15 protein-coding genes are annotated in these 15,805 nt (G+C 72.3%); 11 read left to right on the top strand and 4 right to left on the bottom strand.

The window, feature by feature from the left end:
- The first annotated feature begins 13 nt into the window (after positions 1 to 13).
- The 5 genes from AB0N82_RS02825 to AB0N82_RS02805 are packed head-to-tail and all read left to right on the top strand — an operon-like array spanning position 14 to position 5,334.
- The gene (locus tag AB0N82_RS02825; protein WP_315993923.1) at positions 14 to 1,327 is read left to right on the top strand and encodes an MFS transporter; all 1,314 of its coding nucleotides are present in this window, start codon (positions 14 to 16) and stop codon (positions 1,325 to 1,327) included.
- On the top strand, positions 1,327 to 2,112 hold the full coding sequence (locus AB0N82_RS02820; RefSeq protein ID WP_363387867.1) for an SDR family oxidoreductase: 786 nt from the start codon (positions 1,327 to 1,329) through the stop codon (positions 2,110 to 2,112). Before AB0N82_RS02825 ends, AB0N82_RS02820 begins: the two co-directional genes overlap by 1 nt.
- Complete coding sequence (locus AB0N82_RS02815) at positions 2,109 to 3,116, top strand: 2-dehydropantoate 2-reductase (RefSeq protein ID WP_363387864.1); 1,008 nt, start codon at positions 2,109 to 2,111, stop codon at positions 3,114 to 3,116. The genes AB0N82_RS02820 and AB0N82_RS02815 overlap by 4 nt, the downstream gene beginning before the upstream one ends.
- Positions 3,113 to 4,270, top strand: coding sequence for a M20 family metallopeptidase (locus AB0N82_RS02810; protein WP_363387861.1), 1,158 nt, complete (start codon positions 3,113 to 3,115; stop codon positions 4,268 to 4,270). Before AB0N82_RS02815 ends, AB0N82_RS02810 begins: the two co-directional genes overlap by 4 nt.
- Positions 4,267 to 5,334, top strand: coding sequence for an oxidoreductase (locus AB0N82_RS02805; protein ID WP_363387858.1), 1,068 nt, complete (start codon positions 4,267 to 4,269; stop codon positions 5,332 to 5,334). The genes AB0N82_RS02810 and AB0N82_RS02805 overlap by 4 nt, the downstream gene beginning before the upstream one ends.
- Before the next feature lie 44 nt (positions 5,335 to 5,378).
- On the opposite strand, the gene hpxO is transcribed toward AB0N82_RS02805, so the two are convergent.
- The 4 genes from hpxO to AB0N82_RS02785 all read right to left on the bottom strand — a co-directional run bounded on the left by hpxO (position 5,379) and on the right by AB0N82_RS02785 (position 8,307).
- Positions 5,379 to 6,563 (bottom strand): FAD-dependent urate hydroxylase HpxO, encoded by a 1,185-nt coding sequence (hpxO, locus tag AB0N82_RS02800; RefSeq protein WP_363387855.1) that lies wholly within the window; start codon positions 6,561 to 6,563, stop codon positions 5,379 to 5,381.
- Between the two features lie 8 nt (positions 6,564 to 6,571).
- Complete coding sequence (gene uraH, locus AB0N82_RS02795; RefSeq protein ID WP_315993917.1) at positions 6,572 to 6,892, bottom strand: hydroxyisourate hydrolase; 321 nt, start codon at positions 6,890 to 6,892, stop codon at positions 6,572 to 6,574.
- A gap of 46 nt (positions 6,893 to 6,938) precedes the next feature.
- On the bottom strand, positions 6,939 to 7,466 hold the full coding sequence (uraD, locus tag AB0N82_RS02790) for a 2-oxo-4-hydroxy-4-carboxy-5-ureidoimidazoline decarboxylase (protein WP_363387851.1): 528 nt from the start codon (positions 7,464 to 7,466) through the stop codon (positions 6,939 to 6,941).
- Positions 7,467 to 7,680: 214 nt separating this feature from the next.
- A complete protein-coding gene (locus tag AB0N82_RS02785) occupies positions 7,681 to 8,307 on the bottom strand; it encodes an XRE family transcriptional regulator (RefSeq protein WP_315993915.1) in 627 nt (208 codons plus the stop codon).
- Between the two features lie 160 nt (positions 8,308 to 8,467).
- Between AB0N82_RS02785 and AB0N82_RS02780 the strand changes: the two genes are divergently transcribed.
- The 6 genes from AB0N82_RS02780 to AB0N82_RS02755 all read left to right on the top strand — a co-directional run bounded on the left by AB0N82_RS02780 (position 8,468) and on the right by AB0N82_RS02755 (position 15,586).
- Positions 8,468 to 10,156 (top strand): NCS1 family nucleobase:cation symporter-1, encoded by a 1,689-nt coding sequence (locus AB0N82_RS02780; protein ID WP_315993914.1) that lies wholly within the window; start codon positions 8,468 to 8,470, stop codon positions 10,154 to 10,156.
- Positions 10,153 to 11,139, top strand: coding sequence for an aspartate/glutamate racemase family protein (locus AB0N82_RS02775; protein ID WP_315993913.1), 987 nt, complete (start codon positions 10,153 to 10,155; stop codon positions 11,137 to 11,139). The genes AB0N82_RS02780 and AB0N82_RS02775 overlap by 4 nt, the downstream gene beginning before the upstream one ends.
- Positions 11,140 to 11,149: 10 nt before the next feature.
- On the top strand, positions 11,150 to 12,484 hold the full coding sequence (allB, locus tag AB0N82_RS02770; RefSeq protein ID WP_363387846.1) for an allantoinase AllB: 1,335 nt from the start codon (positions 11,150 to 11,152) through the stop codon (positions 12,482 to 12,484).
- A 104-nt stretch (positions 12,485 to 12,588) separates the two neighbouring features.
- Positions 12,589 to 13,710, top strand: coding sequence for an acetamidase/formamidase family protein (locus AB0N82_RS02765; protein WP_363389416.1), 1,122 nt, complete (start codon positions 12,589 to 12,591; stop codon positions 13,708 to 13,710).
- The gene (locus AB0N82_RS02760; protein ID WP_363387843.1) at positions 13,707 to 13,892 is read left to right on the top strand and encodes a hypothetical protein; all 186 of its coding nucleotides are present in this window, start codon (positions 13,707 to 13,709) and stop codon (positions 13,890 to 13,892) included. The genes AB0N82_RS02765 and AB0N82_RS02760 overlap by 4 nt, the downstream gene beginning before the upstream one ends.
- A gap of 23 nt (positions 13,893 to 13,915) precedes the next feature.
- Positions 13,916 to 15,586, top strand: coding sequence for an AtzH-like domain-containing protein (locus tag AB0N82_RS02755; RefSeq protein ID WP_363387840.1), 1,671 nt, complete (start codon positions 13,916 to 13,918; stop codon positions 15,584 to 15,586).
- Positions 15,587 to 15,805: the final 219 nt, after the last annotated feature.

The raw sequence follows: 15,805 nt of genomic DNA, 5'->3' as shown, positions 1-15,805 counted from the left end.
AGAGAGAATGCAGATGACCTCCACCGCACCCGAGACCGTCCACGCGACGAAGCTCAGCAAGAAGGGCAAGAAGGCGATCGTCGCCGGCTCGATCGGCAACGCCGTCGAGTTCGTCGACTGGGCCGTCTACTCGACGTTCTCGTCGATCTTCGCCCACCACTTCTTCCCCGCGGGCAACGACGTCGCGGCCCTGCTGTCGACGCTCGCCATCTTCGCCGTCGGCTTCATCATGCGTCCCATCGGCGCCGCGGTCATGGGCACGTACGCCGACCGTTTCGGCCGCAAGAAGGGCCTGCTCTTCACCATCACCCTGATGGCGGTCGCCACCCTCGTGATCGGCCTCGCTCCGACCTACGAACAGGTCGGCATCTTCGCGCCGCTGCTGCTCGTGCTCGCCCGCCTCGCCCAGGGCTTCGCCGCGGGCGGGGAGTTCGGCTCGGCGTCGGCGTTCCTCGTCGAATCCGCTGCTCCCCAACGGCGTGGATTCGCCGGATCGTGGCAGCAGGTCTCGGTCGCCGCGGGAGTACTCATCGCGTCGGCGCTCGGTTTCACGATCACGACCGCGCTGCCGCCGGAAGCGGTCGACAGCTGGGGCTGGCGCGCCGCCTTCATCTTCGCCGCCTCGCTCGGATTCGTCGGGCTGTGGCTGCGGCGGGGCATCGAGGAGACGCAGTCGTTCGCGACCGGCCGGGAGCGCGTCGACGGCTCCGCGAAGCCCGCCCGCCACAACGCCTTCGTGCGCATGTTCCGCGACCACCCCAAGGCCACGCTGCGCGTCTTCGGCATCACCATCGCCGGCACCCTGCTCTACTACATGTGGGTCAACTTCATGCCCACCTACGCGGCGGTCACCACGGGCATCCCGCTGAACCAGGCACTGCTGGCGAACGTCATCGCGATGATCATCTTCATCGTGCTGCTGCCCTTCGGGGGTCTGCTCTCCGACAAGATCGGTCGCAAGCCCACCATGGCGGCCTTCGCGGGCGGCTTCCTCATCTTCGCGTGGCCCGCCTTCCAGCTGATCGGCGGCGGATTCTGGGCGCTGCTGGCCGTGGAGATCATCGGCATCGTGCTGCTGGTCGGCTACTCGGCGAACTGCGCGGTGATCATGGCGGAGCAGTTCCCGCCCGAGGTGCGCGCGACGGGCATCGGCCTCCCGTACGCCCTCGCGGTCGCCTGCTTCGGCGGCACCGCGCCGTACATCACCACGTGGATGAACACGAACGGCTACGGCGGATGGGTCTGGCTCTACGCGTCCATCGCCGCGGCGATCGGCCTCGCGGTGTACCTCACCATGCCCGAGACCAAGGGCAAGGAGCTGGACTGATGCGTCACGTCCTCGTGACCGGGGCGGGGTCGGGGATCGGCCGCGAGATCGCCCTCGCCTTCGCACGACGCGGAGAGGCGCTCACCGTCGCCGACCTGCACGCCGAGCCCCTCGCCGAAACGGCCGCCCTGGCCCTCGACGCGGGCGCGCCGAGCTGCGCCACGACGACGGTCGACCTCCGCGAGGACGACGCCCCCGCCGACCTGATGCGCACGGCGTGGTCGACCGCGCCCGTCGACGTGCTCGTCTCCAGCGCGGGCGTGTACCCCGCGACGCCCTTCCTCGACCTCGACGCGCACACCTGGGACCGCGTGCTCGACGTGAACACGCGGGCGCCCGTGCTGCTCACCGTGGCTCTCGCGCGCCGCGCCATCGAGGCCGGGCGTCCGGCATCCGTCGTCAACATCTCTTCCGGAGCGGCGCTGCGCGCTCGACCGGGAGCGGCGCCGTACTCGACGTCGAAGGCGGCGCTGGAGGCCGCGACCCGGGCCTCGGCCCTCGAACTCGGGCCCCATGGCATCCGGGTCAACGCCGTCTCGCCGGGGTTCGTCACCGTCGATTCGCGCGTGAATCCCGTCACAGACGAGTACGCCGCCGCTGTCGGCGACACGCCTCTCGGTCGCCGGGGGACGCCCGCCGACATCGCCCGCGCCGTCGTCTGGCTCGCGGGTGGAGAAGCCGAATGGATCACCGGGGAGGTGCTGCGCGTCGACGGCGGATCGTCGACCGGTGCGTGGCACCTCCCGCAACACTGGGCCGCCACCGGCCAGGGAGAGCACGAATGACCTCGAATTACACGATCATCGGCGCGGGAGCCATCGGCGGCACCCTCGCGGTGCACCTGCATCGGGCCGGGGCGGAGGTACGCCTGATCGACACGGATGCCGAGCACATCGCCGCCGTGCGCGAGCGGGGCCTGCGCATCGAGCACCCCGGTGGGGCGTTCACGGCGCGCCTGCCGATCTCGACCCCCGAGGAGGCTCCCGACGAGCTCGGCGCGGTGCTCCTCGCCGTCAAGGCGCAGGCCACCGGCGCCGTCGCCGAGTGGATCGCGCCGCGTCTCGCCCCCGACGGGTGGGTCGCGTCGATGCAGAACGGTCTGAACGAGGCCACCATCGCCCGGCACATCGGCGTCGACCGCACGGTCGCCGCCTTCGTCGACCTGTTCGCCGACGTCGTCGAGCCCGGTGTGGTGCGCGACGGCGGCATCGGCGACATCGCGCTGGGCGAGCACGCCGGCGGGTCCAGTGACCGCGTCCGCGCACTCGCCCACGATCTGCGCGAGTGGGGCACGCCGATCGTCTCCGACAACGTGCCCGGATTCCTGTGGTCGAAGCTGGGATTCGGCGCGATGCTCGTGGCATCCGCCCTCGCCGACGACGACATGGGGGACCTGATCGACCGCCACCGCGCGGGCCTGCACGCCCTCGTGCGGGAAGTGCTGGAGGTCGCGGTCGCCGAGGGGATCCACCTCGAGGGGTTCGACGCCTTCGTCCCCTACGACTACCTCGGCGAGGCGAGCGCCGCCGACGCCGCGACCGACGGGCTCGTGGCCTGGCTCGCCCGCCAGACGAAGAAGCGCTCGGGGATCTGGCGCGACATCGCCGTGCGCGGTCGGCGCACCGAGGTTCCGACGCAGTACGCGCCGGTGCTGGAAGCAGCCGAAGGCCGGGGGATCCCGGCCCCGCTCACACGGTGGCTGGTGTCGCGCATCGAGCAGCTCGAGACGCACGCCATCGCGATGGACGAGGCGCACCTCGACGAGCTCGACCGGATGGTGACGGCATGAGCGCGCTGGTCACGGCCGCCGAGGCCGCGCGCGAGGCGCTCGTCGCCGACCTGACGACGTACACGCAGCAGGAGACCCCCTCGGACGACCTCGACGCCCTCGCGGGGGGACTCGCGTGGGTGCGCGCCTTCGTGACGCGCCACCTCGGCGCCCCCGACGCGGAGCGCGTGATCGACGCCGCTCCCCACGGCGATGTCGCCGTGCTCGACTGGGCGGCGACGGGCGGCGGCGCGGGGTCCGTCGCGATCCTCTGCCACTACGACACCGTGTGGCCCCTCGGCACCCTCGCCGAGTGGCCCGTCACGGTGTACGGCGACCGGCTCACCGGCCCCGGCGTCTTCGACATGAAGGCGGGTCTCGTCCAGGCGACGCACGCGATCGCGATCGCCCGCGCTCAGGGACTGCCGCTGCCCGCCATCCGTCTCGTGCTCAACGGCGACGAGGAGATCGGTTCGCTCGGCTCCCGCCCGCACATCGAGGAGGCCGTCACGGGCCGCGACGCCGTGCTGGTCTTCGAGGCGAGCGCCCGCGGCGCGCTCAAGACGGCGCGCAAGGGCGTGGGGATCTTCCGCGTCACGACGCACGGCGTCGAGGGCCACGCGGGGCTCGACCCGGAGCGGGGGGTCAGCGCCATCGACGAGATGGCCCGCGTCGTGCTCGCCTTGCACGCGCTCGCGGACCTCGGTGCCGGGACGAGCGTCAATGTCGGCACCGTCGCGGGTGGGTCCCGCTCCAACGTCACCGCCGGTCGCGCCGACGCCCTCGTCGATGTGCGCGTGACCGACGTGGCCGAGAGCGAGCGGATCGACGCCGCGCTCGCCGCCCTCGAGCCCCACCGCGCGGAGGCGACGTTGGACATCGCCGGCGGGTGGAACCGACCGGTCATGCCGCGGAGCGCATCGACGGTGGCGCTGTTCCGCATCGCGGAGGCGGTCTCGGCGGAGCAGGGATGGGCGGTCGAGGAGATCTCGGTCGGCGGCGCCAGCGACGGCAACTTCGCCGCCGCTCTGGGGCTGCCGGTGCTCGACGGCCTCGGCGCCGTCGGCGACGGCGCGCACGCGCGTCACGAGTGGATCTCCATCGACGGCATGGTGCAGCGCACGGCGCTCGCGGCCGGCATCCTCGTGCGCCTGGGCGGAGGGGATGCCGCGTGACCGGCATCGTCGAGCCGATGAGGCTGCGCGAGCTGACGCTGCGCAACCGCATCTGGATCGCCCCGATGTGCCAGTACTCGGTCGATGCGTACGACGGCATCCCCACCGAGTGGCACCGGGTGCACTACGGCGCGCTCGCCGCGGGCGGCACCGGTCTGCTCGTGGTCGAAGCGACGGCGGTCGTCCCCGAGGGGCGCATCACCCGCCAGGACACCGGGCTGTGGAACGAGGCGCAGGTCGAGGCGTGGCGCGGCATCGTCGCGTTCGCCCACGCGCAGGGCGCGGCGATCGGCGTGCAGCTGAACCACGCCGGCGCCAAGGCGAGCACCTTCGCAGGCTTCGGCCGCGACGGCGACGAGCGGGGCTCCGTCCCCGTCGAGCAGGGTGGCTGGCAGACGGTGTCGGCATCGGACGCGCCGGTCATGGGTCTGGCGGCGCCGCGCCCGGCCACGACCGCCGAGCTCGAAGCCGTCGCCGAGGCGTTCGTGGCCGCCGCGCGCCGTGCGGACGACGCGGGCTTCGACGTGGTCGAGGTGCACGCGGCCCACGGCTATCTGCTTCACCAGCTGCTGTCGCCGCTGTCGAACCGCCGCGACGATCGCTACGGAGGCGACCTCGCCGGCCGGGCGACCCTGTTGCTCGACATCGTCCGTCGCATCCGAGCGGAGCTGCCGACGGTGCCGATCATCGTGCGGTTGTCGGCGACCGACTGGGTCGAGGGGGGTCTCACCCCCGACGATGCCGCCACCGTCGCGGGGTGGGCGGTCGAGGCGGGAGCGGATGCCGTGGACGCCTCATCCGGAGGGCTCGTGCTCGCCGACATCCCCGTCGGGCCGGGCTATCAGGCGCACCTCGCCGAGCGCATCGCCCGGGAGGGCGTCGTCGCCTCGGCCGTCGGTCTGATCGAGACGGCGCAGCAGGCGGAAGAGGTCGTGCAGCGCGGCGTCGCCGCGGTGCGTATCGGGCGCGCGGCCCTGCGCGACCCGAGCACGCCCCTGCGCTGGGCGCGTGAACTCGGCGCGACCGTCGATTGGATCCCGCCGCAGCGCCTTCGGGCGTACTGAACGCGGGCAGGCGCGGCCGCGACGGTCGTCCGGTATCGGCGCCCTCAGCCCAGGACGCTCGCGCCCAGCTCCACCGGGCTGCCCTCGATGTTGCCGACGATCCCCCGGATGACACCCGTCCCGTCCTCGCGGCGCAGGCCCTCGTACCAGGCCTGCGTCGCGTCGACGTCGAAGGCGTGGGTCTCGAACGCCCGCTTCCGGGCGCGCAGCACGAGGTCGCCCGCGCGCTCGGTGCGGATGCGCTCATAGCGCTTCAGCGAGTCCTCGACGCCCAGGGTCGAGGTGGCAAAGACGATGCCGAGGGCGAAGCTGTCCTCCAGGGCCGAGCAGGCGCCCTGGCCGATGTCGGGCGCGGTGTTGTGCGCGGCGTCGCCGAGGATCGCGACCCTCCCGCGCACCCAGGTGTCGAAGGGGTCGATGTCCCAGATCTCCACGCGGTTGAGCGACTCGTCGGGGTCGATGCCGTCGAGCAGGGCCCGCACACCGGGGGCGCCCCACGCGCCGAACGCCTCCTCGAGCGCGGCCATGCGGTCCTCGAGCACCCCCGAGGGCCCCGGCACGTCGACGAAGAAGTAGAAGCGGTCGCCCGCGACGGGCATCACCGCGCACCGTTTTCCGTCGCCCACGTACGTCGTCCACTGGTCGAGCGGTCCGATGCGCTCGTCCGCGGCGACAAGACCGTTGTAGTTGACGTATCCGGAGTAGGACCGCTCCGGACGGATGCCGGTGGGCTCCGTCACGTAGTCCCGCACGATCGAGCGCGCCCCGTCGGCGCCGATGAGCAGGTCGGCGGTGTCGGTCGACCCGTCGGCGAAGGTCGCGGTGACGGTCTCGCCGTCGTCGGCCACGGCGACCAGCTGCATCCCGAGGCGGATGTTCGCCGGGCCGACGGCATCCATCATCAGGGCCTGCAGGTCGGCGCGGGCGACGGGATAGGGGCGCTGGCCCGTCTGCGCGGTCACGGGAGCGAGGCTGAAGCGGCAGAGCTCGTCGCCGGTGTGGCCGTCGTAGTAGGCCATGTCGTCCATCCGCCCGCCGAGGGCGGCGACCTGCGGACCGAGGCCGAGCCAGTTGAGCACCTTCACGCCGTTCGACCACAGCGACAGGGCGGCTCCCACCGGGCGGTTCTCGCGCATGCGGTCGTAGACCACGACCTCGTGGCCGAGCTTCTGCAGGGCGAGGGCGGCCGAGGTTCCGCCGACACCCGCGCCGATGACGATGACCTTCATGACTCTCCTCAGCTGCCGCGGTAGGTCGAGTAGGCGAACGGGCTCAGCAGCAACGGCACGTGCAGATGAGCCTCACCGGCGACGGTGAACGCGACCACCGCCACGGGGTGGAACGACGCGACGCCGCGCCCGCGGAAGTAGGCCCCCGTACCGAAGGTGAGGGCGTAGTCGCCGTCGCCGAGCACGTCGGGGCCGAGGGCGAGGCGACCGTCGGCGTCGGTGGTCGCGGAGTCGATCGTCGCGCCGTCGAGGTGGGCCAGCGTGACGGTGACGCCGGCCGCGGGGGTGCCGGCCGTGGCATCCAGGATGTGGGTGGTCAGGTGCGTCATCGCAAGACTCCTCGGGCGGCTCGTGCGGGGGTGAGGGCGCTGCGGGTCACTCCGCGTCCTCCGGTTCGGCGGGCGCGTCGTCGGCGAACGTGGTTCGCAGGCGCAGCAGGGCGATCTCGGCGAGCTGTCGCGTCGCCTCGATCGTCTCGGCCGCCGGGTCGTTCGTCAGCCGACGCTCGAGCTCGGCCCGCATCTCGCCCGGCGTGCGTCCGGCGGCGCGGATGAGGAAGACACGGCCGAAACGCTCCTCGTACGCGGCGTTGCCGGCGGCGATGGCCGCCACGTCGTCGTCGGCGGCGGATGCCATGGATCCCTGCTCGCGACGGGATGCCGCGGCCTCGGCCCCCTCGCCCGACACCTTCGCGCCGATGCGGGGGTGCGCGTGCAGGGCGGTGGCGAGGTCGTCGGACGACCACGCCGACGCGAGGTCCCCGGCGTAGGCCGCGAGGGCGTCGACGTCGGCGTACGGCCGGCCGTCGACGATGGCGTCGACCCATCCGGGGACGTCGGCCCACACGCGGACCACGGCCGAGGCCTCCGCGTCGTCGAGGGCGTGGAAGTGGCGCAGGAGCATGCGGGCCAGGCTAGGCGGGCCGCGTTACGGGGCTGTGGCGCGATGTGTCGGCGATGTTGCTGTGGGGAACATTTCGGGCGTGTGCGGCGTCACGAGAACAGGGGATGCCACCGGAACAGACCAATTCGGCGGAGTCCGGCCTGTTCTCGTGCCGGCGCCTGTTCTCATGACGTGGCGGGTGCGCGGCGGGAACCGCCGGTGACGATCGCGCGCGTCAGGCGTGCACGATCAGCCAGTGCGCCACGGCATCCGTCCCGCCGGTGTTGTGCAGACGGTGGGGGACCGAACAGGGATAGCTGATCGCGTCGCCGGCGCGCAGGATGACGCGCTCGGCCTCGAAATCGATGGTGAGCTCGCCTGCGACGACGGTGCCGACCTCGTATCCCTCGTGGTGGAAGAGACCGTCGGCGCCGTGCGCGGAGGCCCCGGGCGGGTAGATCGACTCGAAGTAGTCGACGCCGGGGGAGGAGCCCGGGGTCAGGCGACGGAACGAGACGCCGCTGTCGAGCACGATGTCGGGCGATTGCCCCGCGCGCTGCAGGGTGAAGCCCGAGGGCCCGACGGGATCGACGGGACGATCGGATGCCGGATCGAACGCCGCGACGAGCGGCACGCCGAGGGCGTCGGTGATGGCGATGAGCCGCGAGACGCTCGGCTGCATCACGCCGCGCTCGATCTGCGAGACGGCGCTGGGGGAGATGCCGAGGGTCGCGGCCAGCGCGCGTGCGGAGATGCCGCGGGCCTGACGGAGGTCGCGGATGCGCGCCCCGACGGATGCCGACGGCTCGGCCGCCACGGCCGCGTCGTGTTCGACGGCGTCGGCGAGGGGCGGCTGCGTCATGCCCCGAGTCTAGGCAGCCGCCGAGTGTGAAGGAGCGACTTCACATGCTCGTTACATGAGCGAAACCGTCACGGTCGTGTGAACCCATAACTTCACATCAGAGCTCCACTCCGGCCGCGGACTCCACGTCGTGGCATTCATCCGTCCTGAGAGGAATGACATGACATCCACCCCGCTCACCGGCCCCCACGATCTCGTGGAGGCCGCCGGCCACCCCCACGGGGGCGGCAACATGAAGCCGCACTACGACGACCGGCTCGCCAACGAAGACCTCGCTCCGCTGCGGAAGCAGAAGTGGTCGAGCTACAACATCTTCGCGTTCTGGATGAGCGACGTGCACTCCGTCGGCGGCTACGTCACCGCCGGCTCGCTCTTCGCCCTCGGCCTGCAGTCGTGGCAGGTGCTCGTGGCGCTGATCGCCGGAATCGTCATCGTGCAGGTGTTCGCGAACCTCGTCGCCAAGCCGAGCCAGAAGACCGGCGTCCCCTACCCGGTGATCAACCGCGTCGTGTTCGGCATCCGGGGTGCGAACATCCCCGCGATCATCCGCGGTCTCATCGCGATCGCCTGGTACGGGGTGCAGACGTTCCTCGCGGCCGAGTCGCTGAACATCGTGTTCCTGAAGTTCATCCCGGGTTCGGCGGCCCTGCTCGACGTGTCGTTCGCGGGCCTGTCGGCGCTCGGCTGGATCTCGTACGCGATCCTGTGGACCGCGCAGTTCCTGCTGTTCTGGAACGGCATGGAGGTCATCCGCCGCTTCATCGACTGGGCGGGTCCGGCGGTCTACCTGGTGATGATCGTGCTCGCCGTCTACCTCGTGTCGCAGGCCGGCATCGAGAACATCTCGTTCACCCTCTCGACCACCCAGCTCGACTTCTGGGCCTCGATCCCGGTGATGTTCGCCGCGATCGCGCTGGTCGTGTCGTACTTCTCGGGCCCGATGCTCAACTTCGGTGACTTCGCCCGCTACGGCAAGAGCTTCGCCGCGGTGAAGAAGGGCAACTTCTGGGGTCTGCCGATCAACTTCCTCTTCTTCTCTCTGCTGACCGTCATCACGGCGTCGGCCACGGTGCCGGTGTTCGGCGACCTCATCACCGACCCGATCGCGACCGTCGAACGCATCGACACCCCGTTCGCGATCCTGCTGGGCGGACTCACCTTCGTCACCGCCACGGTCGGCATCAACATCGTCGCCAACTTCATCTCCCCCGCGTTCGATTTCTCCAACGTCGCCCCGAAGAAGATCTCGTGGCGCGCGGGCGGCATGATCGCGGCGGTCGGCTCCACGTTCCTCATGCCCTGGAACTGGTACTCCAACAGCGACGCCATCCACTACTCGCTCGGCGTGCTGGGTGCGCTGATCGGCCCGCTCTTCGGCATCCTGATCGCCGGCTACTACTTCGCGGCGCGTCAGCGCGTGAACGTCGACGCGATGTTCACGATGGATGCCGCGGGCCCCTACTGGTACCGCAACGGATTCAACCCGAACGCGGTGAAGGCCGTCATCGCCGCGGGCGTGCCGACGGTGGCGATCGCGATCTTCCCGAAGCTCTTCGCCGACCTGGGGATGTTCGACGTCTCGGCGGTCAGCGACTACAGCTGGTTCATCGGTTGCGCGTTGGGCCTGGTGCTCTTCCTCCTCTTCGAGCGGCTCGATCCCCGCGTCCCGACCTTCGACGGCGAGACCGAGGGGATCTCCGACGGGACGACGGATGCCGTCGAGGCCCCCGCCGAGGCCGATGCCCTCGTGCTCGCGCGGACGGCTGCGGACGCCACCGACGCCCCCTCGGGCGCGCCGTCGCCGCAGCGGGCGCCGGGCGTCGCCGGTGGGCGTGAGGCGCTCGCGTGAGGATCCTGCTCCTGAACCCCAACACCTCCCGGGCGATGACCGCGAAGATCGCGGATGCCGCTCGGGGGGTGGCGGGGCCCGACGTGGTCATCGACGCCGTATGCCCGGCGACCGGAGCGCCGGCCATCGAGAGCCACGTCGACGAGATCGCGGCGGCGGCGGCGGTCGTGGAGCTGATCGTGGCCGATCGCGACGGCGTCGACCCGGCGGACGCCTATGTGATCGCGTGCTTCGGCGACCCGGGGCTCGACGCGGCGCGCGAGCTGGTCGAGGTACCCGTGATCGGGATCGCCGAAGCAGCCATGCATCTGGCTGCGGTGTCGGGGCGGCACTTCGGCGTCGTGACGACGCTGAGCCGCACCCTCGGCCGGGCTCGCGACCTCGTCGCGCGGTACGGCATGGATCGTGCCTGCGCCTCGCTCGCGGCCACCGGCATCCCGGTGCTCGATCTCGAGGACACGGGCTCCGTGGCGGTGGAGACCATCGCCCGCTACAGCGCGGATGCCGCGGCCTCCGGCGCCGACGTGATCGTGCTCGGCTGCGCGGGAATGGCGGATCTGTGCGCCGAGCTCACGGCCCGCGTCGGGGTACCGGTCGTCGACGGGGTGGCGGCGGCGGTGGGGATGGCATCCGGGATGGTGCGGATGGGCTTGGGGACGAGCAAGCGCGACGAGTATGCGGCGCCGCCGGTTCGCGAGCCGGTGCGCGCGGGGAGCGGCTTCGCGGCGACGGTGGGGCCGGAGCGTCGGGAGGCGGCGTTCGCGGGTGGCCCCGGGGCGTCGGTCGTGCCCGGTGTCGGGGGTGCGGCGTTCGCGGGTGGCCCCGGGGCCACTGCGCACGCCCCGGGGCCACCGGCGGCATCCGGCTGCGAGATCCCGCGCGGGGGCTCCGGACACCGGCGCGACTCCTCCCCAGGTGGCGCAATTCCGGGTGTTCCCACAGATGTTGATGACGGTTACATTCGTGAAACGCAGGGCGCTTAGCGTGAACGGCATGAGCACACGGATCGCCGCGCGTCGGGTCTTCCTCGACGGCGCCTTCGCGCCCGCCACCCTCGTGATCGACGACGGTCACATCGCGGCGCTCGAGTCCTTCGACGCCACCGCCGACACGGTCCTCCCGCAGGACGCGACGCTGCTGCCGGGCCTGGTCGACTCGCACGTGCACTTCGACGAGCCCGGCCGCACCGAGTGGGAGGGCTTCGCGACGGGAACGGCGGCCGCGGCAGCGGGCGGCGTCACGACGGTGGTCGACATGCCGCTGAACAGCGTCCCCGTGACGACCTCGGTGGAGGCGTTGGATGCCAAGCGAGCGGCCGCGCGCGGCAAGCTCGCCGTCGACGTGGCGTACTGGGGCGGCGCGGTGCCCGAGAACCTCGGGTCGTTGCGCGCCCTCTCCGACGCCGGCGTCGTCGGTTTCAAGTGCTTCCTCTCGCCGAGCGGCATCGACGAGTTCGGCCACCTCGACGCTGTTCAGCTCGAGCAGTGCCTCGCGGAGCTCGCGGTCTTCGACGGCCTCCTCATCGTGCACGCCGAAGACCCCGCTCATCTGCCCGCGCACGGCGCGCTCGGACCCCGGTACCGCGACTTCGAGGTCAGCCGCCCGCCTCTGAGCGAGCGCGCGGCGATCGAGCGCGTGATCGGTGCCGCCCGCCGAACGGGCGCCCGCGCGCACATCGTCCACGTCTCCGACGGCGGCGCGCTCGACGCGGTGCGGGCGGCCAAGGCCGAGGGCGTGCGCCTCACGGTCGAGACGTGCCCGCACTACCTCACGCTCGATGCCGAGGAGGTGCCCGACGGCGCGGGGGCGTTCAAGTGCTGCCCGCCCATCCGCGGCGCGGGCAACCGCGATCTCCTGTGGGCCGGAGTCGTCGACGGGACGATCGACGCCATCGTGAGCGATCACTCGCCCGCGACGGTCGAGCTGAAGAGCAACCCCGACTTCGGCCTCGCCTGGGGCGGCATCGCGGGCCTGCAGACCGGTCTCTCGGCCATCCACACGACCGCGCGCGAGCGGGGGCTCGCGTTCGAGACCCTCCTGCCGCTCATGACCACGGGGCCCGCGCGCATCGCCGGTCTCGCAGGCCTCGGAGTGATCGAGCCCGGCGCTCCGGCGCACCTCGTGGCCTTCGCCCCCGACGAGCAGGTCGTGGTCGACGCGGCGAGTCTCGAGTACCGCAATCCGGTGTCGCCGTGGCACGGCAAGACGCTGACCGGCGTCGTACGCGAGACCTGGGTGCGCGGTTCGTCGGTCTATCGCCGAGGGGCGCCCGTCAGCGAGCGGGAGGGGCGCGAGCTCCTGCGCGAGGCCGCGGCGGTGCAGGCGTGACTCCCGCGCCCGAGGCCCACGAGCCCGTCGCCTCCGCCGGAACGGAGGTCCCTGAGCCCGTCGAAGGGACCGGCTCTCACGCCCGCACGTCGACACCCGTCCCCATCCTCCAGCCGGGCGTCGGGTTCGTCCCCGGCGACCACTACCTTCCCGCCACACCCGCCACCGTGATGTGGGGGCGCCTTCCGTGCGCGGCCGATGCGCCCGCGCTCGAGATCGGCTCGGGCGAGAGCGTGACGTTCGACACCGTCAGTCACGAGGGCATCCTCGACGACCAGGGCAAAGACCCCCTCGCCTTCTTCGCGGCCCACGGCGTGCCCGCCGATCACGTGCTCGACGACGCGATCGAGATCGCGGCATCCGTCGCTCGGGATCCCTTCGCCGACGGACCGCACGTCGTGGTGGGGCCCGTGCACGTGCGCGGGGCCCGCCCCGGCGATCTGTTGAAGATCACCGTCGAGACCCTGACCCCGCGCGTCCCGTACGGCGTGATCTCGAACCGCCACGGCAAGGGGGCGCTGGTGGGCGAGCTGCCGCGCGGCGAGCACAACGTCAGCGTCTTCGCCGCCGTCGCCGAGCGCGAGGGCGTGCTGCACGGCACCCTGCCGATCGTCGAGGGCGGAGACCCGATCGTCGCTTTCCCGCTCGCCCCGTTCCTCGGCACGATGGGCGTGGCCGTCGCGGCCGACGAGCGACCGCACTCGGTGCCGCCGGGCACGCACGGCGGCAACATCGACATCAACCTCCTCGTCGAGGGCACCACGCTGTTCCTGCCGGTGCAGGTCGACGGGGCCCTCGCGTATGTCGGCGATCCCCACTTCGCCCAGGGCGACGGCGAGGTCGCGCTCACCGCGCTCGAGGCCTCGTTGCGCGCGACGCTGCGCTTCGAGGTGATCCCCGCGGATGCCGCCCGCGCGGCGTTCGGCGAGGTGACCGGCCCGCTCGTGCGAACGCCCGAATACCTCGTTCCCACCGGCATGGACCCCGACCTCGACGCCGCGATGCGCGCGTGCGTCCGTGCATCGCTGGCGCTCATCGGGGGACGGTGGGGCATGGACGAGCACCTCGCCTACGCCTATCTGAGCGCCGCCACCGACTTCGACATCTCGCAGGTGGTCGACATCGTCTCGGGCGTGCACGCGCGGATCCGCGAGGTGGATTTCGCCGAGATCCCGTCCGTGGAGCCCGTGCCGCTCGCATCCGCTCACGAGGGAGGCGTCGCGTGAGCCCGATCCTGGCCGCAGCCCTGGCCCGCGCCGAAGCGGCTGACGTGTGCGTCGAGTCGGCGACCGACGTCGCCGCGCCGCTGCCGCCCGCGAATCGCGTGTCCGGGAGTCCCGGACGAATCCCTCGGCTGTCGGTCTTCCGCGGACACCCGACGCAGCAGAAAGGCGGGCGACGCTCGTGACGGATGCCGAACAGGGACCGGCCGTGGCCGTTCCCGCAGACGACGCGGCGATGCCGGACGACCTGCGCGCAGCCTTCGACGCCTACGAGAGCGCGATCGTCGCGAACGACCTCGACGCTCTCGACGCCTTCTTCGCGCCCGGGACGCGGACCCTCCGAGGCGACACCGCGGGTCTGCTGGTCGGGCACGACGCGATCAGCGGTTTCCGGGCTCTGCGCGGCGGCGTTCCGCCGCGCGAGATCGCCGAAATCCACTACCGCCCTCTCTCCTCGGGACGCCGGGCCGCACCCGTCGCCTCGGACGACGTCCGTGACGATGCCGGCGCCCCGGGCACCCCGGCAGGCGGCGGCGACGGCGATGTGGCCCTTCTCGTCTCGGTCTCGGCGTTCCGAGGCGGTGGGCGCGGTCTGCAGACGCAGATCTGGCAGCGCATCGACGGGCGATGGCTCATCACGGCCGCCCACGTCACCCCGCGGACTCCCGCGCTCGACCGCACGATCTGGCGCAGCGTCGGCGACCCGTTCCTGCAGGGCGCGTGGGAGGGACCGCTCGCGGGCCTCACGGTCGCGGTGAAAGACCTGTTCGCGATCGCGGGCTTCCGCATCGGGGCCGGCAATCCCGCCTATCTCGAAGAGGCACGCCCCGAGAAGGCCACGGCCCCCGCCGTCGCGGATCTGCTGAGAGGGGGTGCCTCACTGCGCGGCATCGCGCGCACCGACGAGTTCGCCTACTCGATCGCGGGCGACAACGTGCACTACGGCACCCCGCCCAACGGTGCCGTCGTCGGAGCCCTCCCCGGCGGGTCCTCGAGTGGACCGGCGTCGGCCGTCGCCCTGGGCCACGCCGACATCGGCCTCGCGACCGACACGGCCGGTTCCATCCGCGTGCCCGCGTCGTACCAGGGTCTGTGGGGGCTGAGAACGACCCACGACCTCGTTCCGCGCCAGGGCATGCTGCCCCTCGCGCAGTCGTTCGACACGATCGGCTGGCTCACCCGCGACGGCGACACGCTGCAGCGCGTGGCCGACTGGTGCCTCAGCTACGACGGCTCGGCCTCGACCGAGAGCGTCTACGGAGCCTCGGGCGATGACCTGCCGTGGCGCTTCCTCGTGCCGGAAGAGATCCTCGACTGCGCCGACCCCGACACGCGCGAGGCCTTCTCGCGGTTGCTGGCGGCGCTCGCGGCATCCGACGATCCGCCGTCGTTCCGCGCCGTGCACACGGGCGAGGTGGATGCCGCCTTCACCGCGTTCCGCACCGTGCAAGGCGCCGAGGCCTGGCGCAACGACGGCGAGTGGCTGCGCGCGCACCCCGGGGCCGTGGGGGAGGCGGTGGCCGAGCGCTTCCGCGCCGCGTCGCAGATCACCGCCGCCGAGGAGTCCCGCGCCCGCGCCGACCTCGAACCGATCGCCGCGCACCTGGCGGAGCTCGTCGACGGCGCCGTGCTGATCTTCCCGACCGTCCCCGGCCCCGCGCCGTTGCGCACCGCCGACGTGGATGCCGTCCGCGCGGCGACCCTGCGCATGACCGCCCCCGCGGCGGCGGCGGGCCTGCCCGCGATCTCGGTGCCGCTCCTGACGGTCGGGGGTGCGCCGGTGGGCGTGTGCCTGGTGTCGCGCGCCGGCACCGACATCGCGCTCGTCCGCCTCGCCCGTCGGCTGGCTGCGCTGATCGGGGCGGGGGACGGGCGATGAGCCGCCGGCCGGCCCCGACTCGGTCGGCGGCCCGCTCCGTTCCAACGGCGCCTCGCTCTGCGCCGACACAACCCCTGCAGTTGCGCCGTTCGGCGGCATCCGACGCCTCGATCGCCCGGATTGCCGATGTCGTGCCGACCCGCGGCACCGCTCGCCCCGTGCCGATCCGCGTCGCAGCCCGCCCCGCGTCGCTCCACCCCGCCTCCCGCCCCACCCGCA

Origin of the sequence: Microbacterium sp. NPDC089186 (genome assembly GCF_040685115.1) — a bacterium.
Lineage (GTDB): Bacteria > Actinomycetota > Actinomycetes > Actinomycetales > Microbacteriaceae > Microbacterium > Microbacterium galbum.
Note: the sequence above shows the minus strand (reverse complement) of the source record. Positions and strands in the feature narration are given on the sequence as shown.